19 protein-coding genes are annotated in these 24555 nt (G+C 43.1%); 9 read left to right on the top strand and 10 right to left on the bottom strand.

The features are described from left to right. The first annotated feature begins 118 nt into the window (after nucleotides 1-118). The 8 genes from yceD (at nucleotide 119) to fabF (ending at nucleotide 6436) form a co-directional block, all read left to right on the top strand. Complete coding sequence (gene yceD / locus MHM98_RS12355) at nucleotides 119-637, top strand: 23S rRNA accumulation protein YceD (RefSeq protein ID WP_239439636.1); 519 nt, start codon at nucleotides 119-121, stop codon at nucleotides 635-637. Between the two features lie 20 nt (nucleotides 638-657). Then, nucleotides 658-828: a 50S ribosomal protein L32 gene (rpmF, locus tag MHM98_RS12350; RefSeq protein WP_239439635.1), complete on the top strand. Its 171-nt coding sequence runs from the start codon at nucleotides 658-660 to the stop codon at nucleotides 826-828. A gap of 12 nt (nucleotides 829-840) precedes the next feature. Continuing rightward, on the top strand, nucleotides 841-1866 hold the full coding sequence (plsX, locus tag MHM98_RS12345; protein ID WP_239439634.1) for a phosphate acyltransferase PlsX: 1026 nt from the start codon (nucleotides 841-843) through the stop codon (nucleotides 1864-1866). A gap of 30 nt (nucleotides 1867-1896) precedes the next feature. Continuing rightward, a complete protein-coding gene (locus tag MHM98_RS12340; RefSeq protein WP_239439633.1) occupies nucleotides 1897-2862 on the top strand; it encodes a beta-ketoacyl-ACP synthase III in 966 nt (321 codons plus the stop codon). Nucleotides 2863-2946: 84 nt separating this feature from the next. Further along, the gene (gene fabD / locus MHM98_RS12335) at nucleotides 2947-3876 is read left to right on the top strand and encodes an ACP S-malonyltransferase (RefSeq protein WP_239439632.1); all 930 of its coding nucleotides are present in this window, start codon (nucleotides 2947-2949) and stop codon (nucleotides 3874-3876) included. Between the two features lie 12 nt (nucleotides 3877-3888). Then, complete coding sequence (gene fabG / locus MHM98_RS12330; protein WP_239439630.1) at nucleotides 3889-4629, top strand: 3-oxoacyl-ACP reductase FabG; 741 nt, start codon at nucleotides 3889-3891, stop codon at nucleotides 4627-4629. Nucleotides 4630-4801: 172 nt separating this feature from the next. Then, nucleotides 4802-5035: an acyl carrier protein gene (gene acpP / locus MHM98_RS12325; RefSeq protein WP_101213460.1), complete on the top strand. Its 234-nt coding sequence runs from the start codon at nucleotides 4802-4804 to the stop codon at nucleotides 5033-5035. 159 nt (nucleotides 5036-5194) lie between these two features. After that, on the top strand, nucleotides 5195-6436 hold the full coding sequence (gene fabF / locus MHM98_RS12320) for a beta-ketoacyl-ACP synthase II (protein WP_239439629.1): 1242 nt from the start codon (nucleotides 5195-5197) through the stop codon (nucleotides 6434-6436). 453 nt (nucleotides 6437-6889) lie between these two features. Here fabF and MHM98_RS12315 read toward each other — a convergent pair whose 3' ends face one another. From MHM98_RS12315 to fabV, 7 genes are all read right to left on the bottom strand, one after another. Next, nucleotides 6890-7468, bottom strand: coding sequence for a TetR/AcrR family transcriptional regulator (locus tag MHM98_RS12315; protein ID WP_239439628.1), 579 nt, complete (start codon nucleotides 7466-7468; stop codon nucleotides 6890-6892). After that, complete coding sequence (locus tag MHM98_RS12310) at nucleotides 7468-8880, bottom strand: coniferyl aldehyde dehydrogenase (protein ID WP_239439718.1); 1413 nt, start codon at nucleotides 8878-8880, stop codon at nucleotides 7468-7470. The genes MHM98_RS12315 and MHM98_RS12310 overlap by 1 nt, the downstream gene beginning before the upstream one ends. A gap of 161 nt (nucleotides 8881-9041) precedes the next feature. Next, nucleotides 9042-10679 carry a GGDEF domain-containing phosphodiesterase gene (locus MHM98_RS12305; protein WP_239439627.1) on the bottom strand — a complete coding sequence of 546 codons (1638 nt, stop codon included), beginning with the start codon at nucleotides 10677-10679 and terminating at the stop codon, nucleotides 9042-9044. Nucleotides 10680-11006: 327 nt separating this feature from the next. Next, nucleotides 11007-11486 carry a hypothetical protein gene (locus MHM98_RS12300; protein WP_239439626.1) on the bottom strand — a complete coding sequence of 160 codons (480 nt, stop codon included), beginning with the start codon at nucleotides 11484-11486 and terminating at the stop codon, nucleotides 11007-11009. Between the two features lie 2 nt (nucleotides 11487-11488). Beyond that, the gene (locus tag MHM98_RS12295) at nucleotides 11489-13315 is read right to left on the bottom strand and encodes a S8 family peptidase (RefSeq protein ID WP_239439625.1); all 1827 of its coding nucleotides are present in this window, start codon (nucleotides 13313-13315) and stop codon (nucleotides 11489-11491) included. A 494-nt stretch (nucleotides 13316-13809) separates the two neighbouring features. Then, a complete protein-coding gene (locus MHM98_RS12290) occupies nucleotides 13810-15003 on the bottom strand; it encodes an amino acid aminotransferase (protein ID WP_239439624.1) in 1194 nt (397 codons plus the stop codon). Nucleotides 15004-15204: 201 nt separating this feature from the next. Further along, on the bottom strand, nucleotides 15205-16404 hold the full coding sequence (fabV, locus tag MHM98_RS12285) for an enoyl-ACP reductase FabV (protein WP_239439623.1): 1200 nt from the start codon (nucleotides 16402-16404) through the stop codon (nucleotides 15205-15207). 164 nt (nucleotides 16405-16568) lie between these two features. Between fabV and MHM98_RS12280 the strand changes: the two genes are divergently transcribed. Further along, the gene (locus MHM98_RS12280; protein WP_239439622.1) at nucleotides 16569-17252 is read left to right on the top strand and encodes a thiol:disulfide interchange protein DsbA/DsbL; all 684 of its coding nucleotides are present in this window, start codon (nucleotides 16569-16571) and stop codon (nucleotides 17250-17252) included. 69 nt (nucleotides 17253-17321) lie between these two features. Here the strand turns inward: MHM98_RS12280 and MHM98_RS12275 are convergent, their stop codons facing one another. Genes MHM98_RS12275 through MHM98_RS12265 form a run of 3 tightly spaced genes read right to left on the bottom strand, consistent with a single transcriptional unit; the run spans nucleotide 17322 to nucleotide 24446 of the window. After that, nucleotides 17322-19454, bottom strand: coding sequence for an EAL domain-containing protein (locus MHM98_RS12275; protein WP_239439621.1), 2133 nt, complete (start codon nucleotides 19452-19454; stop codon nucleotides 17322-17324). A 60-nt stretch (nucleotides 19455-19514) separates the two neighbouring features. Next, the gene (locus MHM98_RS12270) at nucleotides 19515-20369 is read right to left on the bottom strand and encodes a protein-glutamate O-methyltransferase CheR (RefSeq protein WP_239439619.1); all 855 of its coding nucleotides are present in this window, start codon (nucleotides 20367-20369) and stop codon (nucleotides 19515-19517) included. Between the two features lie 3 nt (nucleotides 20370-20372). Beyond that, the gene (locus MHM98_RS12265; protein WP_239439617.1) at nucleotides 20373-24446 is read right to left on the bottom strand and encodes a response regulator; all 4074 of its coding nucleotides are present in this window, start codon (nucleotides 24444-24446) and stop codon (nucleotides 20373-20375) included. Nucleotides 24447-24555: the final 109 nt, after the last annotated feature.

The following is a 24555-nucleotide window of genomic DNA, read 5'->3' as shown; positions in this document are numbered from 1 at the left end:
ACCGTTTTTCGGTCTGATGGCTTAATTTTCGTTAAGTTTATCATGAGATGAAAAAAAACCACTAGATTTGAGGATTTTCCTTTGACTAGTGGCGTTGTGATCTATAAGATGCGCGACCATGCAACTAGTAAAGATACCTTTGACGCTTGATCCAATCAAAGCGGCTAAAATGCGCTCGACCTACGAAGGTAGAATCGATAACGCTCAATTGTCGAGATTGTTGGATGCGTCCGCCGGATTCTGTAGCGACATACAGGTACAGTTTTCTTGTGATACTGACGAACAGGGCACTGTGATCGTAACCGGTCACGCGCAAGGCGAAGTCTCCCTGACTTGTCAGCGTTGTATGCATGAATATAAGCAGAGTATTTCTGTGGAATTCTGTTATTCACCTTTGACTGAGAAGTTCAAGGAGGATGACATACCGGACATTTACGACCCAGTCGATGTGGACGAGAATGGACATATTGCAATCGCTGAACTTATCGAAGATGAGTTTATCGTTTCAATTCCATTTTTCCCGATGCACGATGTGGAAGATTGTTCAGTTGAACAAGATTACACATTGGGTGAAATCGACGAAAGTGTTGAGGAACGTCCAAACCCGTTCGCGGTGTTACAAAAATTAAAGAAATAGGGTTTTTTTAGGAGACCATCATGGCTGTTCAAAAAAGTAAAAAATCACGTTCAAGACGTGGCATGCGTCGTTCACACGATGCGCTAACTGGCGTTCAACTAAGTGTTGATGAGACAACTGGTGAAACTCACCGTCGTCATCACATCACTGCTGACGGTTACTACCGTGGCAAAAAAGTAATCGAGCTATAATAGGCGATTACTTTGAGTGATCTAACCCTTGCGTTAGATGCCATGGGGGGCGACTTTGGCCCCCAAGTGACAGTGCCTGCATCGCTGCAGGCACTGGAACGCTTTCCCTTCTTAAGACTTTCCATATTCGGCGACCAAAACGCCATTAAGCAATATATTCCTGCTGACTTTCCCCATAGTAATCGCTTGCACATTGAACATTGCAGTCAAATTGTCACTATGAACGACCGACCGTTAACGGCTATTCGCAATCGTCGTGAATCGTCTATGCGTAAAGCAATCGACATGGTGCAAGAAGGTCGAGCTAGTGCCTGTGTCAGCGCAGGTAACACTGGGGTTTTAATGGCCATGGCCAAGTTAGTGTTAAAGACCCTGCCGGGTATTGACAGACCAGCGCTCATTTCAACCTTGCCAACACTGCAAAATAAGCCTGTGTATATGCTCGATCTCGGTGCTAATGTTAGCTGTGATTCCGACACCTTATTGCAGTTTGCTGTGATGGGCTCAGTGGTTGCGCAGAAAATTAATGATATTAATAAGCCGCGTATCTCTTTGTTAAACGTTGGTGAAGAGGCCATCAAGGGTAACGATGTCGTTAAACAGACAGCGGAGTTACTCAAGGAAACCTGTCAGCTTAATTACATTGGTTATATAGAAGGGCATCAGATATTTGAGGGCAATACTGACGTTATAGTCTGTGACGGTTTTGTAGGCAACATCAGCCTAAAGACCACAGAGGGAGTTGCAAATTTATTGTTTGAGCATCTAAAACAAGCGGCGAATTCGAGTTTGTTAATGCGATTTTTGTCGTTTATCTCCACACCTTTTCTTAAAAATGTCCTCTGTAAGGTGAAACCCGACCAGTACAACGGTGCAAGTCTGCTAGGATTGCGCGGTATAGTAATCAAGAGTCATGGCAACGCCGATCAACAAGCATTTTTTAATGCCATTAAACAAGCAATTAGCGAAGTTGAACAGCGTGTTCCTGACAGAATTCAAGACAGCTTAGAATCTATATTATTAGAAAAAATCTGTTAGCTTCGAACTGTCTTCACAAGAGCTTTCATCATGTATTCAAAAATTTTAGGGACCGGTAGCTATCTGCCGACACAAGTACGTAGTAATAGCGATCTTGAAAAGATGGTTGATACGAGCGATGAGTGGATCACTGCCCGTACCGGCATCAGCGAACGTCGTATTTCAGACGCGTCTGAATCAGTAGTTACCATGGCGCATCAAGCAGCGAAAAACGCGTTAGACATGGCGGGTTTGACTGCAAATGACATCGACATGATTGTCTTTGGTACCACAAGTGGTGAAAACGCCTTCCCAGCGGCAGCTTGTCAGCTGCAAGAATTATTAGGTATTGAAGCGCCAATCCCTGCATTTGATGTGGCGGCAGCCTGTTCTGGCTTTATCTTTTCAATGAGTGTTGCTGATCAATACATAAAATCTGGCAATGCTAAAAATATTCTCGTCATTGGCGCCGATGTATTATCGCGTTTATGTCATCCAGAAGATCGTTCGACGATCATTTTATTTGGTGACGGTGCTGGCGCGGCAGTACTAGGTGCAAGCGAAGAGCAGGGCATCCTATCGACTCATATTCGCAGTGCGGGTAAACACGGTGATTTATTGAAATCACGTGCGGTACCTCGCAACCCAAATCCCGAAGATCCAATTGAAGGTTACATCGAAATGAAAGGCAACGAAGTCTTCAAATTCGCGGTAACTCAACTAAGCAATGTGGTAAGTGAAACACTAGAAGCCAACAACTTAGAAAAATCAGATATCGATTGGTTAGTTCCACACCAAGCAAACTACCGCATCATTAGTGCAACGGCGAAGAAATTGTCGATGCCAATGGAGCAAGTTGTACTAACGCTTGCTAAACACGGTAACACTTCTGCGGCGTCTGTGCCTATTGCACTTGATGAGGCAGTGCGCGATGGTCGTATCGAACGCGGTCAGCTATTGCTACTTGAAGCATTTGGTGCTGGTTTCTCGTGGGGCTCTGCCTTAGTTCGCTACTAATTGTCATCTAATACACAAATAATAATAGGTGCGCTGCGGCGCGCTTATTGATTTAACAGTAAAAATTTACAAAGGATAATTATCATGTCAAAAACGGCGATAGTATTCCCAGGCCAAGGCTCACAAGCCTTAGGTATGCTTAGCGATATTGCGAGCGAGCACGCTATTGTTACAGAGACTTTTGCACAAGCGTCAGAAGTTCTTGGCTATGACTTATGGGCACTCGTTCAAGATGGTCCAGTTGAAGATTTAAATCGTACCGATCGCACACAGCCTGCATTATTAGCAGCAAGTGTTGCAATCTGGCGTGTTTGGAATGAGCAAGGCGGCGCGCAACCAGATTTTCTAGCGGGCCACAGCCTAGGTGAATACTCAGCATTGGTATGTGCCGGTGCAATCGCATTTGAAGATGCGATTAAATTAGTTGAACTACGCGGTCAATACATGCTTGAAGCTGTGCCTGAAGGTACAGGGTCAATGGCTGCAATCATTGGCTTAGCTGACGATGCAATTGCTAAAGCCTGTGAAGAAGCAAGCGAAGGTCAAGTTGTTTCACCTGTTAACTTTAACTCACCTGGTCAGGTGGTTATCGCAGGTCACAAAGAAGCGGTTGAGCGTGCATCATCATTATGTAAAGAAGCAGGCGCTAAACGTGCATTGCCACTAGCTGTTTCTGTTCCTTCACATTGTTCATTAATGTCACCAGCTGCGGATAAGTTAGCGGCGCAACTAGATAGCATTGAAATCAATGAGCCAACGTTAAAAGTAGTTAATAACGTTGATGTTGCGATTGAAAACTCGCCTGCTGCCATTAAAGACGCATTAAAACGTCAGTTATTTAGCCCTGTACGTTGGTCTGAAACAGTTCAGTTCTTTGCGGCTAACGACGTAACTACTCAAATTGAAGTTGGTCCGGGCAAAGTATTGTCAGGTCTTGCAAAACGCATTGAAAAAAGCGTTAGTGGCGTAGCAACAACAGATGTTGCCAGCTTAACTGCCGCTTTAGAAAAGTAATTGGAGAAAACCATGAGTTTTGATTTTTCAGGTAAAGTTGTATTAGTCACTGGTGCTAGTCGTGGAATTGGTAAAGAAATTGCGACTATTTTCGCAGCTGGCGGTGCAACTGTTGTTGGAACGGCGACCAGTGAAAACGGCGCGAACAACATCAGCGAATACTTAGGTGATAACGGTAAAGGTTTAGTATTAAACGTTACTGATAATGATTCTATCACTGCGCTATTTGACGCTATCAAAGCTGATTTCGGCGGTGTTGATATCTTAGTTAACAACGCTGGTATCACACGCGACAATCTAATGATGCGTATGAAAGACGAAGAGTGGGATGACATCATTTCTACTAACCTAAATTCAGTATTCAAAATCTCGAAAGCTGTTTTACGTCACATGATGAAAAAGCGCGATGGTCGCATCATCAATATCGGCTCTGTAGTAGGCTCTTCGGGCAACCCAGGTCAAGCGAACTATTGTGCTGCTAAAGCTGGTTTACTTGGTTTTACAAAATCTTTAGCACAAGAAGTTGCATCTCGCGGTATTACAGTAAATACTGTTGCTCCTGGTTTCATCCAAACGGATATGACCGAGGAACTAAACGACGAGCAAAAAGACACTATCTTGTCTAAAGTACCTGCGAATCGTCTAGGGAAACCACAAGAAATTGCCGGCGCAGTTGCTTTCTTAGCATCTGACATGGCTGCTTACATCAATGGTGAAACATTGCATGTAAACGGTGGTATGTACATGGGCTAAATTGATTTAGCTCATTTGATAAAAAAAATAAATTGTTGACAAATGGGGGGAAATTTCGGCGATAATGCTGTTAAATTTCTGGTTTGACCAGCATTTCAGTTATTGATTTGTTTGGTTATTCCTCTAAACTAGCCCCATATTTTATGACTCTGTAAAAACAGGAAAAATTGCCATGAGCATTGAAGAACGCGTAAAGAAAATTGTTGTTGAACAACTAGGTGTTAAAGAAGAAGAAGTAGTTAGCGGTGCATCTTTTGTAGATGACCTAGGTGCTGACTCTCTAGACACTGTTGAGCTAGTAATGGCTCTAGAAGAAGAATTCGACACTGAGATTCCAGACGAAGAAGCTGAAAAAATCACTACAGTTCAAGCTGCTATTGATTACGTAAACAGCGCTCAAGGTTAATTATAACTTTGCATTGAAAAGGCGGCTTTTGCCGCCTTTGTTGTATCTGGTGCAAAATTTTAAATAAGCATGTTTACTGCTATTCGCTGCAAATTAATGAATATCGCGATAGTTTGAAGCAAATAGCAGCAAGAATTCAATAAATTTGGAAGGTATGAAATGACAAAACGTCGTATTGTAGTAACAGGTATGGGGATGGTTTCTCCTGTTGGTAATACTGTTGCAGAAAGCTGGGAAAGTGTTTTAGCAGGTAAAAGCGGTATTGATACTATCACTTCATTCGATACAAGCATTTATACAACGCATTTCGCAGGTGAAGTTAAAGATCTAGACATGGAACCTTACTTGCCGAAAAAAGAAGCGCGTCGTATGGATAAGTTTATCCAATACGGTATGGTTGCTGGCGTTCAAGCCATTGAAGACAGTGGTTTAGAAGTAACAAGCGAAAATGCACCGCGTATCGGTGTCGCTATTGGTTCAGGCATGGGAGGTTTAGGCTTAATTGAATCTACTCACGCACAAATGGCTAAAACGGGCACTAAGAAGATTTCACCATTCTTCGTACCTGGCACCATCATTAACATGATTGCTGGTAACTTATCTATTCGTTACGGTTTCCAAGGACCAAACATTGCCATTACAACCGCTTGTACTACAGGTGTACATAACGTTGGTCACGCGGCGCGTATGATTGCTTACGGTGATGCCGATGTGATGATTGCGGGCGGCGCAGAAGCGGCCACTACTGAACTTGGTTTAGGCGGTTTTGGTGCGGCTAAAGCGTTATCTACTAACAATGAAAACCCACAAGCTGCATCACGTCCATGGGACAAAGATCGCGACGGTTTCGTGATGGGCGAAGGTGCTGGCATCATGGTACTTGAAGAGTACGAACATGCGAAAGCACGTGGCGCAAAAATCTACGCTGAATTATCTGGTTTCGGTATGAGCGGCGATGCTTATCACATGACGTCACCACCAAGTGATGGCTCTGGTGCAGCAGCAGCTATGGTTAATGCCCTTAAAGATGGCGGCGTTGCGCCAGAAGAAGTTGGCTACATTAACGCCCACGGTACTTCAACACCCGCTGGTGACAAGGCCGAAACTGCTGCAGTTAAAGCCGTGTTTGGCGACCATGCTTACAAACTCGCGGTTAGCTCAACTAAATCAATGACTGGTCACCTGTTAGGTGCGGCGGGTTCAGTAGAAGCTATCTTTACCGCGCTAGCTGTTAGCGATCAAGTTATGCCACCAACCATCAATCTAGATAACCCAGATGAAGGTTGTGATTTAGATTACGTGACAGAAGGCGCACGTAAGAAAGAATTAAATCACGTATTGTGTAACTCGTTTGGCTTTGGCGGCACCAACGGCTCGTTGTTGTTTAGTAAAGTTAAGTAAGTTATTTATACTGATTGAAAAAGCCTGCTCGAAGCAGGCTTTTTTATTGGGGTTGCTTTATCGGGGTAGCTTTATTGGAGTGCCGAAATTACTTTCCAGTACACTCCGCCTACTATTAAGACATGTACTAAAGCGCACAGCCAGAATAATGTTTTAAAAGGCTGCTTCTGTGTTTTGTGACGACGCAGGCGCTGAATTAGATAACTGCCTACCCAACCGCCGCAACAGGCTAAAACATAAAATCTTAACTCACTTATTCGAGGTTTATTGTTAATCGCCGCAGATTTGTCTTGCCACGTAAATAACATAGCTAGTGCATTGATAAAAACGCTGTAGCTCATAACGATTTGCTGCCATACATCCGGCAATAGATTAATCATGTAGGCCAGCAGCGCGATGTAGCTAATACTCACTAACAGTGTGAGATGTCTTAATGAGGATGCTGAAGGATTGTTAGGCTTCAATGGCTATCGCCCGCCAAAACAACTCAAAGGCGCTGTTTGTATAATCTTGATTATTAATTAGCGCAGGATTGTTAATAAAGAACAAGCCACTGGCGAGGATTTGTGATTGGCAGTGATCTAATAATAAATCCAGCGGAAAATCTACCACTAGCCCCTGTGATTGGCCTACTGTGAGCATGGTTTCTAAAATCGATAACTCATTTTTCATGGCATCAATTCGCATTGCTTGCGGCAGGGCATTTTCGATAGCCACTTGTTGAAAATACATAAACTGCTTTGGGTTATTTATTGCCCAATCGAGACTAATTTGCCACAGCGTTTGCACTTGCTGTTTTAATGGTGCGGCGACTAACGTGTCGTCAACCACTAGCGTCGCAGCTAATTGTTGTTTGCACGATACGTACAAGGCGGCAACTAATGCTTGCTTGTTTTCGAAATGATGAAATAAGGTACCGTTAGCGACACCAGCGTGCTTGGCTATTGAGGCAGTAGATGTGCTGTGAATACCTTGCTCGCTAAACAGCGACAGCGCGCTGTTTAGCAGTAAATCCCGTTTTGTTAACTTCATTAACGTACAAATAGTTTAACCATTAAGTTTTGGATCCAAGTGCCATAAGGTGGAAATACCAGTTTGCCAGTATTGAGCTTGCCACGTGACAGCACGGTTTTTGCTTTCGAGAATGTTAAGAAGCCCTCGCGGCCGTGGTAGTGTCCCATACCTGATTGACCCACGCCACCAAAAGGCGCGTCATCCGCAGCAACATGCATAATGGTGTCGTTAATACATACGCCACCACTTTGGGTGTGATCGAGTAAATAGCGCTGAGTACTTTTATCAAAACTCATGATGTAAAGCGCCAATGGGTGGGGGCGCGCTGCAATGTAATCGACAGTGTCAGATAATTTTTCATAGGGCAGAATTGGCAAAATCGGGCCAAAGATCTCTTGTTGCATTAACAGCATATCTTCATTGACGTTAGTGACCAGTTGCGTCGCTAAGTTACGACTGTCGTGATCAATCTCAAGGTCATCGGCAGCAGTAATTGTTGCACCTTTGGCCTTTGCATCATCTAACCAAGAAAGTAAGCGTTGGTGCTGTGCGTCATTAATAATATTGGTGTAATCGCTACGCTCTTTTTGATCACCATACATTGCCACGAATTGGCGCTGATATTCGGCGACAAATTCGTCAATTTTATCTTTGGGGCAGAACACATAATCTGGTGCGATACAAATTTGTCCGGCGTTTAAACACTTACCAAAGATTAGACGTTCTACCGCGGTGGCTATTGGCATATCTGGCGCGATAATCGCTGGTGATTTACCGCCTAATTCTAAAGTCACTGGTGTTAAATTATCAGCAGCGGCGCGCATAACATGACGACCAACTGTTGTTGAGCCAGTAAAAATTAAATGGTCAAAAGGAAGCGATGAAAAAGCTGCTGCAACATCCGCTTCGCCTTCAACGACAGCAACTTGCTCATCATTAAATACACTCGCTAGCATAGTGCGAATGGCCTTGTTGGTATGCGGCGTAAACTCTGAGAGTTTTAGCATAGCGCGGTTGCCCGCTGCTAGTGCAGTAATCAAGGGCCCAATCGACAGCATTACTGGAAAATTCCACGGCACAACGATACCAACCACACCTAACGGCTGATATTCAACTCGCACTGTCGCAGGAGCAAGTAGGAGACCTGCATGACGACGGCTTGGCTTCATCCATTTCTTAAGGCGTTTAATGGTGTAATTGATGTTCATGACACAAGGCAAAATATCACCAATTAACGAGTCATTATGCGGGCGCTGACCATAGTCTTTCGCCATCGCCGCAATCAACTCTTCTTGATGGGATAACAGTGCTTGTTTGAGATTTTTAAGCCAGCAAATTCGCTCTTTAGCATCTGATACTGGCGCATTTATGAAAGCCTGTTTTTGCGATGTTAACTGTGCTTGTAACGTTTGCGGTGTGGCGCTGGGCATCCTTGATGATGTTACAGTGTTCATAAAATAACTCAAATTGACTGATTAGTCGGTCTATTAAACACCCGTTTTTATAGTTTGACAAGTATCTTGTTCTAGTTGATGAGGATTAGTGTGATAGGTCGTAAATAACTAAAGAGCGCCTATTGGCGCTCTTTAATTCACGGTTTGACAACTTCTTGAGAATATTGAGGAACTAGATAACTCACAATCTGCGAGGCTGGTTGTGGCTTTTCAAAGAAATAGCCTTGACCAAACTTACATCCCAATTGCTCTAACAAGGCTTGCTGCTCATGATGCTCAATACCTTCGGCAAGAATATCTAATCCAAGCACGCCGCCTAATTCAATAATATGGCGAATAAATTCTTGGTCGGTGGTGGTGTGACACAAGGTATCTATCAGGCTCTTATCGAGTTTGAGTTTGTCGATAACGCTATGGAGACGGCGAATTAGGCTAAGCGATGAATAGCCAACGCCAAAATCGTCGATCGCAATGTGAATACCTAGCTGTTTTACTTGGCGCACGTTGTCGATCAAGTTATTGATGTTGTTGATACTGGTGGTTTCAGTGATTTCTATCTCTATCAAATTTGCTGGGCAATTTGTCTCATTCAGAACGTCTGTTACTCGTTTGACAAAGGTGGCCATTTCTAGTGTTTTAAAGGAGATATTGACAGATACACGTGGCACATTAAAACCATCGTCGAGCCAATTTTTTACCTGACGACATACCTGATGAAGAACATGAAGATCAAATTCGAAATGTAGGCCGATATCTTCGGCAATGGCGGCGAAGAAAGCAGGTGATACATTGCCTAATTCGTGATGATACCAACGTGAAAGAGCCTCTAACCCCATCAGCTTTTTAGAGGATAGACAATATTGTGGTTGATAGTGCTGAGTGATAGTGCAGTCGTTAATTGCCTGCGGAAAGTCATCGATAATTAATTTGCGCATGAGTAGCTTATCGGTGAGTTCGCTAGTAGCAAAGATGAATTTGGAGTAGCTGTATTTCGCCGCTTGGTGCATTGCGGTTTCAGTAGCAATTTCCATGGCAAAGTAGCTTGAATAATTAGCACTTAATTCACTAACACCAATACTAAAACTCTTGTGTACTTTTACGTTGTCAGATAACTGCAAAGGCTTGTCTGTAATCGCGCATATAGCGTGGCACTTTTCACTAACAAGCGCTTCAAATTGGGCGAAGGGAAGCTGCTGATAATCCTCAATCAAGATGCCGAATTTGGCGTTAGAAAATCGGACAACTAAATACTCTTTCCCGAGCAGCGCGACAAGTTTATTGCCTAGGACTTCTAAATATTCATCACCGACGCTATAACCTTGGCGAAAGTTTAACGTTGAGAAGTTATCGACTCTAAAAATTATCACGGCTAGTTGTGGCGCCTTTTTAGCCGGTAAGGTGAGTAGATAATTGGCACGGCTGCTAATTGCCCAGCCATTGGGAAGTCCCGTTACACTATCGAGGGATTTGTCTTCGATAACGCGGAAAAAGATATCGTAACATTGTGAATCATCGGACGATGGTCGGCACACCACATCAACAGGGAGTTCGTAATGATGGCGGTTTTTAAGTTGAGCGCGGTGAGCTTGATTCGGCTGTTCAATCAGAAAAGCGATTGATTGGCCGCCATCAAGCGTTAGCAAGTCTTTTAATTGATAACCATTTAACGTTTTAGCATTAAAGCCAAATCGCTCACTAAATACGGCATTACATCCTTTTAACGCCCCATTTTTTACCGTGATTGACGGTAATAAAATCTGTTCAACGTTATTCATTGTTGGGGTCGCTAGCATCAAAAATTAGATGGCTGCAGTTTTCACGATACGACTTTGAGATAGCTGCTCTTAATTCCAATGCTTTTATTATAGTTTTTGTTTAGCTTGGATGCTCTCAATAATACCTTTCTATTGCTTGTATGCCAATTGATCGCGGTTTGATTGCTGAGATTTCAGACTTTAGTAGTATGAGGAAATGTTCGTTTTGTGATGCGATTAGCAGAGAACTGTTTACTAAAATTAATAAAAAACGCATCTTGTGATGCGTTTTTATCGTTGCTCATTTAGCGATTATTAGATTCTTCTAATAATATTGGGCTATGACTGTTATTCAGGCTGCATTCGCTGACTAACGCGCTCTAATTTTGCGACGTTAATGCGTGAATCGCTCTTTAAGGCGTTCAAAATTGCAGTGAGTTCTTTGCCTTCTGGTGCTAATACAATCGCCTTGTTGCTGACAGTGTATTTTACGGTAAGACCGTGTGCTTGAGCTGCTTGTTTAAGTTCCGCGCTATTTTTTCCAGAAATTAGAAAACTGCCACTTACTCGTTCAACGTAAGAGAGTTTGCCTTTTTTAACCATATCTCCAGCGAAGAGCCCTTGTGAGGCTTTAAGCGAACGTGTAGCAATTTGCGCATCATTAACTAGTTGGCTATGGGATAGCTTTTGATAACTCACGCCGTCTATTTCCACAGTGCCGACAACAAACATTTGTGCTTGATCTTTCAACGGCGGTAAATCAAAGTCAGCTGCTAATGCTGTCGCTGAAAGCATTGTACTAGCAATTAATAGGCTTAATTTTTTCATGATTATTTTCCTTGATGACCGAAGAAACGAATTGACCAACCAGTTAACACACCTTCTTCAGCATTATTATCTGGCGAAATAGTAGTGCGAGAGAAATCTCGTCTATCATATAAAATCCAATCACCATCGCCTTCACCGCCAGTATCAACGACGCGAAGTTTCCACTTACCTCGGGCTTTTTCGCCATAGAAATTGGTAGAAAGCATTAGCTGATCGCGTAGGCCCGGATCTGGCTCTGCAACTGCATTTTGTCCTAAGAATGCACCAGAGCGAGGAGTCATTAATACACTGCGAGTGCCAGATGGTGAAATTAACTCAATTGATAAGTCACTTAATCGTGCGTGCTCGATGTCGAGTTTGACCTGTACCCCTTCAATGATGAAGTTTTCTGGCATGTCAGCTTTATAAACAGATTCAGCGCCCGTCGCCGATGCATCTGGAATAAAATCATGTGTATTACGGATCATCCAAGGTGAAATTTTTAGCTTCGGCAGCTTTTTATAAGCTTTTTTGCCTTTTTTCGATGCCATTTTTACCGCTTTAGTGATGTTTGGCATACCAAACCCATAGAAGGTGTGATATTTCATGCCTGCGGCATTTTTCTGCCAACCGTCAACCGCTGGATATTCAACTGGATTACCATCTGCATCGTTAAAACGCAGTGTTACACCAGGATGCTTTTTGTCTACTTGGGTCGCAGTCTTTGCCAAGATGTGTTTAGCATCACGTGCTGTGATGTTCTTGTTGGCTGACATAACTGCTGCAATGGCACCAGATAGGCTTGGAGCAGCAGATGAAGTACCATTCATGACACTGGTGTAGTTACAGTTTGGATCGATGTCTGTACCGCCATGTAGGGTGTTAGTCGCCTCTTCATCAGTGTTATTAAACCCTTCCGCACAGCCCATCAAATCGGTTGTAACCATTGCAGGAGCGTCTTCGCCAAACTCGCCACCTGTAGCCGTCATAAACACGTTTGCACCTACTGACGAGTAGCTTGAAAGTTTACCATTGGCATTAACCGCACTAACGACGATATTCCAGAAGTTAGCATCGTTAATTTCACCATTGGCATTCTCCATCGGTAAGCCTTGATTTCTCACTTCACCATTTTCTGCTGCGGTAAAGTAGTTGCCAGGAAGAATAAAAAACGGGCCATAACCAAAGAAGTTGAAACCATTACCAGCTGATTTTACAAAGGCGGCACCGCGACCTTTGTCATTGTTGATGCTAGCGTCTTTGTAAGTTTCTTCAATCATCGCTAGCTCGAGATCATTTTCAAGATCATAGGCGCGCGGGAAAATGTCTGAACCACCGTAACTTTGGTTAAAAACATTGGTATTCTTGGTGCCTTCACTCTTACCGTGAGAATCTAAAAATGATTGCATACTTTGCTCTTCGAGGAAGTTAAAGCCATTGAGACTGGCTTTAGGAGCAACGCCGCGTATCCCTTCGTTGTTGTAACCAACACCGGCAATGATCCCTGCTACGGCTGTACCATGGCCATTTAAATCGAGGGGATAAAGACCACCATTAACCAGATTTTGTGAGCCAGCAACAACATTGTCACGTAAGTCAATGTGGTCAATCTGTACGCCTGTATCCACTACTGAAACTTGTACGCCTTGGCCTTTGAATCCCTTTTTATGGGCTGTGAGCGCTTTTAAATCTTTACCTTTTACACCGCCTGAGGCAGAAAAAGCTGCTTGGCCTTTGTTCTTTAAATGCCATTGCTGGCCGACTAGGGGATCTTTACCTTTGGCGGCAAGATTGAGTGAAATCGTTAACGGAATTAGCGCTAACGAGGTTTTTAATAATTTGCTAGACATATTATTAATTTCCTTATTGGCACTCAGGCTACTGTCTCTCCCAGTAGTCGGTGCCTCGTTTTTATTTTTAGAGAGAACAAGTTTCATTGTTAAATCCAACTTGTCCTGTTGTTAACAAAATGCATACATAAAATTAAAAAACAAAAAAAGCCCTAGTGTTTATGCATTAAGCATGTAATCACTAAGGCAGTGGTTATTTTTTAAGGAGAATGTATGGCGTCAATAAAGTCATCAGTACTGCTAAAATCTCTGAATTTCGCAATTTCCTTGAATTTCTATGGAATATTGCGCATTGAATTTTGTTAGATCTAAGCGTAGTAGCCAATTTCAGTTTTGCTGATTTTTTTTGCGGAAAAATTGAAGTGATTGCTTTATTCGTATGTTCGATTGTTTGTTAAGCGTTTGTTTGTTTTGTGTTATTGATTTGAGTGGTTAATTAGTAATAAAAAAGGCACTTTGAATTAAAGTGCCTGTTGTGTGATCTGCGTCAAGTTTTACTCGGCGATTACCTTGGCGATAGATTGCGCGAGATATTTAACGTTGTCTTTGCTAATACCCGCGATTGAGATGCGGCTCGAATCAACCATGTAGATACTGTAATCCTTGATCAGTGTTGCAACTTGTTCAGGGGTAATACCGAGAAAAGAGAACATGCCAGACTGCTTAGTGATAAAGCTAAAATCGCGTGTCACACCTTCATCAGCGAGCGCATCGACTAGCATTTGGCGGTTGTTGCTAATGCGCTCACGCATTACGGCGAGTTCATCATGCCATTGGTTAGTTAAGTCATCACTGGCAAGAATAGTGCTTACAATTGCTGCACCGTGCGCAGGTGGCATCGAATAGATACTACGTACTACCGACAATACAACCGAGTAAGCGATATCAGCTGTTGGCGCGTCTTTGGCAATAAGGGTAAAGCCGCCAATTCGCTCGCGGTATAAACCAAAGTTTTTAGAGCAAGAACTACACAATAACAATTCTTCTAGCTCTTGTGCCATCAGGCGTGGACCGAACGCATCTTCATCTAACCCTAAGCCAAAACCTTGATAGGCCATGTCGATAAGCGGGGTAAAACCGTTTTGTTTTGCAAGATGAGTCACTTGACGCCATTGCTCTTGTGATAAGTCCATGCCACTTGGGTTGTGACAACACGCGTGTAGTAATACCACATCGCCAGCAGGAACAGCGGCTAAGGTGGTGAGCATGGCATCAAAGTCGAGTGATTTAGTCTCATAATCGTAATATGGGTAAGACTCAATCGTCAGGCCCGCTGCGCTAAATAGGCCGTTGTGATTTGCCCACGTTGGGTTTGATAACCAAATTTTCGCATTTGGTTTGCAGGCTTTGATAAATTCAGCTGCAACGCGCAGTGAGCCGGTACCACCCGGGGTAGAAATGGTGCGAGCACGGTTATCACTTAGCGCTTGATGATTGCCAAAAATTAATTGCGTCATGTGCTCGTTAAACGCCGCTTCACCGGTTGGGCCGATATAGATTTTTGAGGTTTCAGTCTCAGTGCGCTGGCGCTCGGCAGTTTTTACACAATCGAGGATTGGCGTATGGCCGTTGTCATCTTTAAAAACACCCACACCTAAATCGATTTTATTGGGATTAGTGTCTTCGCCGTAGGCTTTCAATAAGCCTAAAATCGGATCCGCTGGTAGTGGGGATAATTGCTCTAACATGATGATATTCCTATATGACAATGGCACTGTGCCTTTTTATTTGAGCTTAATCTAACGCAGATTGTGACCTGTGAATACTATTAATAAGACTAATTTTGCAAAAAGTTGGTGATGTGCTGTCAACTCTCCCTGTCACGATTAACTGACAATAAAAAACCTCGCGCATTACTGGGCGAGGTTTTTATGTCGATGAAGTTAATACTAGATAGCTTTAACGTCGAAATCCACTAGTGGGCTAACGTCAGCGTCGTAGTCTACGCCGTCAACTTCAAAGCCGAATAACTGTAAGAACTCTTTTTTGTAGCCAGCGTAATCTGTTAAATCGAATAGATTCTCTGTAGTTACTTGTGGCCAGATGTCACGACAGGCTTGCTGTACGTCGTCGCGAAGTTCCCAATCATCTAAACGGAAGCGGTTGCTCTCATCAAGAGTTTGCGCTTGGCCACCGTTGTATAGCTGTGTGCTAAACAGACGGAAAACTTGCTCCATACAGCCTTCGTGAATGCCTTTCTCTTTCATGATCTTAAAGGCCATGGCGATGTATAGTGGCATCACAGGAATTGCAGAGCTCGCTTGTGTTACTACGCTCTTAAGTACGGCAACGTTGGCTTGACCGCCAGTTTGACCTAAACGCTCGTTTAATGCCGCCGCTGCACGATCTAAATCTTCTTTTGCTTTACCTAGCGCGCCATCCCAATAGATTGGCCACGTGATTTCGGTACCGATGTAGCTATAAGCAACGGTTTTACATTCATCACTTAATACGCCTGCGTCAGCTAGCGTATTTACCCATAGCTCCCAATCTTGGCCGCCCATTACGGTGATAGTATCTTCGATTTCTTGCTCAGTTGCTGGCTCAACAGAGGCTTCGATAATAGTGTCTTTATTAGTATCGATAGCTGTTGAGGTGTAAGTCTCACCAATTGGTTTTAGACAAGAGCGGATCACTTCACCGCTATCTGGCAGTTTACGAACTGGCGCAGCAAGTGAGTAAACGATTAAATCGATTTGACCTAAGTCTTCTTTAATCGTATCGATAACTTTTTGCTTCGCTTCGTGTGAGAATGCATCACCGTTAAAGCTTTTTGCGTAAAGACCGGCGTCTGTCGCTGCTTTGTCGAAAGCAGCTGCGTTGTAGTAGCCTGCACTACCTGGTTTCTTTTCTGTCGGCTCTTTCTCAAAGAAAACACCAATGGTGTTAGCGCCGCCACCAAAGGCTGCACTGATACGAGAAGGCATGCCGTAACCACTTGACGAACCGATAACTAATACATTCTTTGGCGCGCCTTCTAATTTTGGCTGCGCTTTAGTGTATTCGATTTGTTTTAAGATGTTAGCTTCACAACCCGTTGGGTGAGTGGTTGTACAGATGAAACCACGAATTTTAGGCTTAATAATCATTTATTTAACTCTTTTGTGTTCAATCTAAGTTGAAGTGGGTTTTCGAAATTGTCGCTACTATACAACATTTTAAAGCCGCCGCTGCTCTGATTAGTTAAATTGTTTGTAAATCAATGTTATTAGCGGGTAGAATTCGGCGAGATATTATTAAAAAGAGAAGCGTTATGTCGTTTTTGAAAGTCGTTAAAGCAACCTCATTATTAGTGTTGTTATCAGGTGCTATTGCTTGTTCGCCTTCAGCTAAAGAAGCAGGACAAGAAAAAGCTCATAGTTTTAAACTGGGTAAAGATTATGAGTTAGTTCGTGATACGCCGTCGGCGAAACCACAAATCATTGAACATTTTTCACTGTATTGTGGCCATTGTTACAACACTGAGCCCTTAATTAAATCGATGAAAAAATCATTAGCCAAAGACGTTGATTTTAAGCGCTCTCACGTGATTTTCCTACCACAGCAGCGCCCTGAGTGGGGCAAAGCGATGACCTTTGGGGTAGCGGCTGCTCAAGAGTTAAATGTTGAAGAAGGCTTTGTTGAGGCGGTGTTCGATAGTCACTTCAAACAAAAGAAATATTTAGGAGATTACAGTCACCTTGTTGAATTATTTAGTGGTTTAGGTGTTGATGCCGCTAAATTCAAAGAGACAATGAATAGCGAAGCAACCTTAGAGCGTGTGCGTGAAATGGTTAACAAGGCAAATAGCGATAAAGTGCGCTTTACGCCGGATTTAATCGTTAACGATAAATATCGTGTAATGATTAACTACATTCCAGTCGGGGCTGAGGCAAACGAAGTTACGCCAGAACAACAATTAGACAACTTAATTGAGTACTTACTAACAAATCCGTAGTAAGAAAATCTAAAAGAAAAGGGCGTTTTGAAAAATTTCAAACGCCCTTTTTTATTGTTGGTTTAACCGTTAAACGAGAGATGTCTTTGGTGTATTAGCAAAGTTTTTCTCTAAAATCCATTGCTGCAAACTTTCCGCGCCTTGCGGTTTTGAGAAGAAATAGCCTTGCAGATAATTTACATTATTTTCAATCAGGAATTTGCGCTGATCGTCAGTTTCAACACCTTCGGCCGTGACTTCTAAATTAAGACTGTGCGCGAGGTGAATAGTCGCTTTTACGATGGACTCGTCACCGGGATCTTCACCAATGCCGTTCACAAAGTACTGGTCAACTTTTAGCGTGTTAAGCGGCAACTTAGACAAGTAGGTGAGGGAGCTATAGCCAGTGCCGAAATCGTCAATCGCGACTTTCACCCCAAGCTCACGCAACTGAGATAACACGATAATCGCATGTTCAACATCATTCATCATGGTGTATTCGGTTATTTCAACTTCTAAACATTCCGGCGCTAAGCCTGTTGTGTCTAATACTTCTTTAATAGTGTTAACTAGAGATTTTTCGCTTAATTGTCTAACCGATACGTTAACAGCTACTGTGGTATTTGGCGCAACGACGCCTTCGTCGATCCAGCGTTTGTTTTGCTCACAGGCCATCTCAAGCATTTGCTTACCAAGTTCGACAACTAGTCCTGTTTCTTCCACCAGTTCAATAAAATCGCCTGGGAACACTAGGCCACGGGTTGGATGTTGCCAACGAACTAGTGCTTCGTAGCCAGTTAAGTCGCCATTGGCGGCTATTTTCGGTTGATAATGACTAATGAACTGACGTTCTTTGAGCGCGACAATAAGCTCTTTTTCAAGTGTGTCTTTGGCTAATACACGTTCTTGCATCTCACGGGAGAAGAATTGGAAGTTATTTCGACCTTGCCCCTTGGCGTGATACATAGCGGTATCTGCTGATTTAATCAGCTCTTGCATGTCGGTACCACCTTCAGGATACGTACTTATGCCGATACTTGCCCCTACGGTCAGCGTGTAGCTACCAAGTTGGTGCGGTTCTTCGAAAGACTTTAAGATTTTGTTGGCGACGCGGCCAGCATCGTCTGATTTGCGAATTACAGGCAAGATAATACCGAACTCATCTCCACCTAAACGTGCCACCAAATCACCTTGGCGTAAGCACTCTTCGAGGCGCGCCGAGACAGATTGCAATAACTTATCACCAACGTCGTGGCCTAAGGTGTCATTAACGCGCTTAAAGTCGTCCATGTCTAGCATCAACAATGCTAGGTTACCGTCATCGCGCATTCGCTCTTGAATGCTCACGCGCAAAAACTCGTGGAACAGGGCACGGTTAGGTAATTGAGTTAAAGAATCTTCTTGCGCTAAGCGAATAAGTTCGTTTTCTGCCCATTTACGCTCTGTGATGTCTTGGAATGAAAATACACCGCCATCTTGGATATTTTCCGTAAAGCCAGACATTGAAAACTCCACCGGAAAGGTGGTTTTGTCAGGACGTTTGAGCAAATGATCGCTGCTGCGGATCTGCGCGTGGCCACCACTAGCTTTGGTTTGCTCAAAGTCATCCCATTCGATTGGTGGTTGGTTTGGATCAAGATGGAATAAGTCAAACAAGCGCGATTTGGCTATTTGTGGCAATGTCATGCCGAGCAAGCGCAAAGCTGTCGGATTAGCCCAGTCGACAAGTCCTTGACTGTTAAAAGAAATAATACCCTCGATAATACAATCGAGTACGGTTTCATTGTGAGCTGCCATTTGCTGGTTTTTCTTAACAGCTTCTTCTAGCTCAATACGTTGTTTTTCTAGCTCTAAAAATACTTTGACTTTACTAAGTAAAACGCCTGGTGCTATGGGTTTAAATAAGTAGTCAACCGCTCCTGATTCATAGCCTTGTTCGACAAACTGACGTTCTTTGGAAATGGCCGTAACGAAAATGACGGGCACGTTCTTGGTGTCGTCATAGTCCCGCATTAAGCTAACGGCTTCAAAGCCATCCATACCAGGCATTTGTACGTCCATTAATATTAACGCAAATTGCTGACGTAGAACTTGAGACAAAGCTTCCTCTCCCGACATCGCGCGGGTAAGTGAGGCATTGAGCGGCTTCAACGTTTGCTCAAGAGCAAACAAGTTCTCTGGTCTGTCATCGACCAGCAAAATTTTCGGTCGCTGGTGTTCCATGGCTACTTCCTTCATTTTACAAACATCCGTTATTGCACCAATTCCTTGTAAAGGTCATGTCTACTGCTTTTTTCTATAAATCTTGTGTTTATCAAAAACGGTTTCATAGCGTGTTAGTGCACGTGAATAATCCAATGATTCATGACTGCCTAAACACAAATATCCCAGTGGTAAAATACTTTCGCTAAACAGCGAAAACACTTTTTCTTGCAATGGCTTACCAAAATAAATTAACACGTTGCGGCATAAGATCAGGTTAAATTGACCGAAGACGCTATCACTGGCCAAATTGTGTTTGGCAAAAGTAACATTGCGGTTTAATCCTTTGTCCATTTTTAAGCCATCTTCATGGCTATGGTAATAATCCGAAAAACTGCGCTTGCCACCGGCAAGGTAATAGTTTTCCGTATATTTCTGCATTCGAGCATAACTGTATATACCTTCCTGCGCTATTCTCAGCGAACTGGCGTTAAAATCGGTGGCGTAGATATGACATTGATCATAGAGGCCTTCTTCTTCTAACATTATCGCCATCGAGTAGACTTCTTCACCAGTTGCACACCCAGCGTGCCAAATGTTGACACTGGGGTAGGTTGCTAGCAAAGGTAATACTTTGTCTCGTAATGTCTTAAAAAACAGCGGGTCGCGAAACATTTCTGTAACGGGTACCGACACTGTATTTAATAAATCTTCAAAAAACGCTTCATCATGAACTATTGGCTTAATCATGTCTGTTAGACTTTCGAATTCGTGCTTTTCAACGTGGTATTCGAGTCTGCGTTTTAACGATTTTTGTGCATACTCATCAAAGTTGTGACCATACTTAAGCTTTATTGCATGCAACACTAGTTGAAACTCTATTTCATCGTGTTGTGCAGTAAGTTCGTTACTTACTGTTCCTACTTCTTTAACCACCAATTAAGTCACTTCTTGATACAACCAGACGCGCATCATCGCAATGAGCTTATCGATATCTACTGGTTTAGTGAGGTAATCACTGGCGCCAGCCTCTACACATTTACGTCTGTCTTCCTGCATTGCTTTAGCCGTAAGGGCAATAATCGGTAAATTGGCGTACTTTTCTTGTGCTCTAATTTGACGCATTGCTTCGTGGCCGTCCATCACCGGCATCATGATATCCATTAACACAATATCGATGGCGCTATTGGCTTCCAATCTTTCAAGTGCCATTTGTCCGTTGTCAGCTAGGGTCACCTTCATGCCTTGCTTCTTGAGGACTTTAGACAGAGCAAAGGTATTGCGTAAATCATCATCCACTAAAAGTACTTCACAGCCCTCGAAGCTTGTCTGGCCATCATTTGTAGGAGATGGCGTTGCTTGCTGCGGCAACGGAGTCGATGCGATAGGAACATCAGCAACAGGCGGTGACGTCGGATTGGTCGACTCTTGTTCGCTGTGCGGCTCTACTTTTGATAAGAACAATAATACTTCGTCGTGTAGGCGTTCATTGGAATGGGCGCCCTCAATAATCACATGGCAATCTAATTGTTCCATGCTGATAACTTGTTCTTGGCTTGGTGCTTGATCGACAAAGACAATAACAGAAATGTTGCGCTCGTCGTTATATTGATGATTATCACTAAGCCAAGAGAGTTGCTCTTCGGTGAGCTGGTTACTCTTGATAATGATACCGCTAACACTTTCACCGGCATTACCTAAATTATGGGATAATTCATCTAAAGAATGCACTGTTACCACATTCATGGTCGTGTCGTCTAAGAAGGCTAAATCGATGTCGGTATTGCTATCACCTTGATCAAACACAATTAGCTGTTGTTCACTTTGACTTGGTGATTCTTTCACTAGGCTGTAAAGCAAGGTTCGAATCTCCTGAGTTGCAATGGGTTTTTGGTGGAATGCAGCCGCGCCTTTGTCGGTAAGCTCTTTGGTTTTGTTATGGCCTGATATCACGTGCACAGGAATATCACGCGTTTCTGGTTGCTCTTTTAGAATCTCTAATATATCGGCGCCCGGTAGATCAGGCAGTCCTAAATCGAGAATTACGCCGCAAGGTTTGTGCTCTTTGACAAGGTTAATGCCCTGAGCGCCTGTGCTTGCTAATACGCAGTCAAACCCTGATTTTTTAGCTAGGGTAGCCAACACTTTTGAGAAGTTCACATCATCTTCGATAATAACCACGACTTTGTTATCGCTGCCACTGGCATCAATAGTTTGCTTGATTTCTGCAGCTGTTAGCGTCGGCGACTCCAACGGTTGCTGAACGGACTCTGCGATTGGTGGCGTTGTAACTGGCGCACTCACAGTGATAACCGATGCTGGTGATGACATTATCGCACTAGGATCTGAACTAAACATCGATGGCTCTTCGATTTCCTCAGTATTTTCTATCGCATCTTTCACCGGAATGTAGAGCGTAAATTTACTGCCTTGGTCGGGAGTGCTTTCAACACCTAATTCACCTTCAATTAGGCTAGTTAAGTGTCTCGAGATGGTTAAACCTAAGCCAGTTCCGCCATATTTGCGACTGGTTGAGCCGTCAGCCTGTTGAAAGGCCTCGAAAATCGCTTTTTGTTTTTCTTCTGAAATGCCGATACCGCTATCGATAATTGAAATGGCTAGCACAGGGTTCTCGTTGAGGGCCTGTTGATGGTATTTTCTGCCAGCATCGGCATATTTTGCTTGGATTTTTACACTACCGACTTCGGTAAATTTAACGGCATTTGATAACAAGTTTTTTAGAATTTGTTGTACTTTTTGCACGTCCAGTGCCATTTCAGCAGGCACTTCATTATCGACATCAATTTCAAAAGAAAGTCCTTTTTCATTGGTAATAGGACTAAACTGACCATTGAGCTCATAGGTGATATCACGCAGATTGTAAGACTCATAAAGCACTTCCATTTTACCCGCTTCGATTTTCGATAGATCGAGAATATCGTTGATCAGTGACAATAGTTCTTGACCACTGCGATGGATTACCTTTGATGACTCAACTTGGTCTTGGTCAAGATTACCGTCTTCGTTATCGGCGAGAATTCGAGATAAAATTAACATCGAGTTTAATGGTGTGCGTAACTCGTGAGACATGTTGGCCAAAAACTCTGACTTGTAACGACTCGATGCTTCAAGTTGCTCGGCTTTTTCTGAAATCTCTTGGCGCGACTTTTCAATCTCGGTATTTTTGGCTTCAATCGCTGCGTTTTTATGCTCTAGCGCTTCATTTGTTGCGTGCAGCTCTTGTGATTGTTGTTCGAGTTTTTTCTGCGAATTCGCTAACTGCGTAGAGCGTTGTTCAACTTCTTCATTGATTGCGCGAAGCTCTTCTTCACGAACTTGTAACTCTTCCATGTGTTGTTGCGATTGGTCGAGGAGCTCTTGCAGTTTCTGGTGAGATTCCGCCACACTCAGCGCTGTTGCAATTGATTCTGTTATCGCTTCGACGTAACGATAAGCTTCGCTATGGGCTTTTTCTAACCAACCTAGTTCCATTACGCCGACGACAACATCATCCTTTAAAAGTGGAAATATAATCAGTGTTTGCGGGGAGATTTCCCCCATGCTCGAACTGATAGACACATAATCTTCAGGAAGATCAGATATTGTCATGACTTTTTTAGAGATTGCCGCTTGGCCGATAAGGCCGTCGCCAAATTCAATGGTTTGGTTGGCAAAGTGGGGTACAAACGCAAATCCACCAGCAAGCTCTAATTCTTGGTCTTTGACAATATATAAAGAGCCGACTTTGGCATTGAGGTAACCACACACAAAAGACACTATGTTGTCTGCTAAATCAGTGCTGATTTGGTTACCACGCATGGTTTCTGAGAGTTTTACCATCCCCTCTTGCAACCAGCGCTCGGCTTCTTCATTTTGAAATGCTTCGTTAATGTGATTAGACATTTCATTAATCGAGGTCGCAAGCTGGCCTATTTCATCTTGTGAAGTAACTTCTAGCTCTTGTTCCATATCGCCACTGGCAATGGCATTGGTAGAATTTACCATGCTGATAATAGGGCGCGTGTAATGACGTGAAATAAAGTAAGCGAAGATAATTAGCGGTATGGAAATCGCGAAGACAATGGCGTAAATAGCCACTTGCATGGCACTGATATTAGCCAGCGTTTCGACGGTATCTTTCTTAACGACAATGCCAATATTAAATTCTGGTGAATATTTCCAGACGCTAACAACATCAACAAGGCGATAATCTAGGGATTCCCCCTGACCTGAATCACCTTGTACGGCGCGTTGAATGGCATGGCTCATTTCAGCACCTAAATCTAATGCAAGGGGCTTTGAATTTTTTTGCGCAAAGCGGCGTGGCGAGAGAAATTGCACTTTATTGCCGTCTAAATGGGCTAATAATACTTCACCTGTATCACCGAGTGTTGGATCTATTTCTGATACAGATAATAGAAATTGCGGTGATAACTGAAACACGATGGCACCAAGCAGAATATTGTTTTCTATGATTGGTTGCGCAATAAAGGAAGAAAAACTGTTGCCATCTGCACTGTATGGTGCAAAGCGCGAATGGGCAGCGACTTTGGTCCGTAATACATCTTGGGTAATAGTCGACATTGGCGATGTATTATATTGGCCAGTATATATGTTGGAATCGACATCATCGGTGGATGCTGTCGCAAATTTGATATCACCACTGGCGTTGACTAGGTAGATATTTTTTAGATGTTCTTTATCCTTGACGCTTACTAGATATCGTTCGATATCCGGTGCAATTGGTGTGTCAGTTTGTTCAAGGTTATTAAAGGCGATGGCTTGATTAATAATTTGCGGGGATTTTGCCAAGGTATTTGCTTGGCCAATTTCGCGATCAAATAATTGGCTAATGAGCTCGAGTCGATGATGAAGAGTCGCTTCTAACTCGTAATAGGTTTGTTTTATTTGCTCATTTTTGGTGGACTGATAGGTTAGAAACTCAGATATGAATGTTGGAACCAAAGCTACTAATATCAGTAAAATTAAAAGCTTATCTTGAATTCTTTTCATTATTAATAGGTCCTTGATTCAAGAGTATTGCTACTGACAGCTAAATACAACGTTTGCTTGGTTGTCTAACGACAACCCGTTTGCTAACAACTTCTTAAACATCTTAATT

It is taken from the genome of Psychrobium sp. MM17-31 (assembly GCF_022347785.1).
GTDB lineage: Bacteria > Pseudomonadota > Gammaproteobacteria > Enterobacterales > Psychrobiaceae > Psychrobium.
This window is presented reverse-complemented; position numbering and strand designations above follow the sequence as displayed.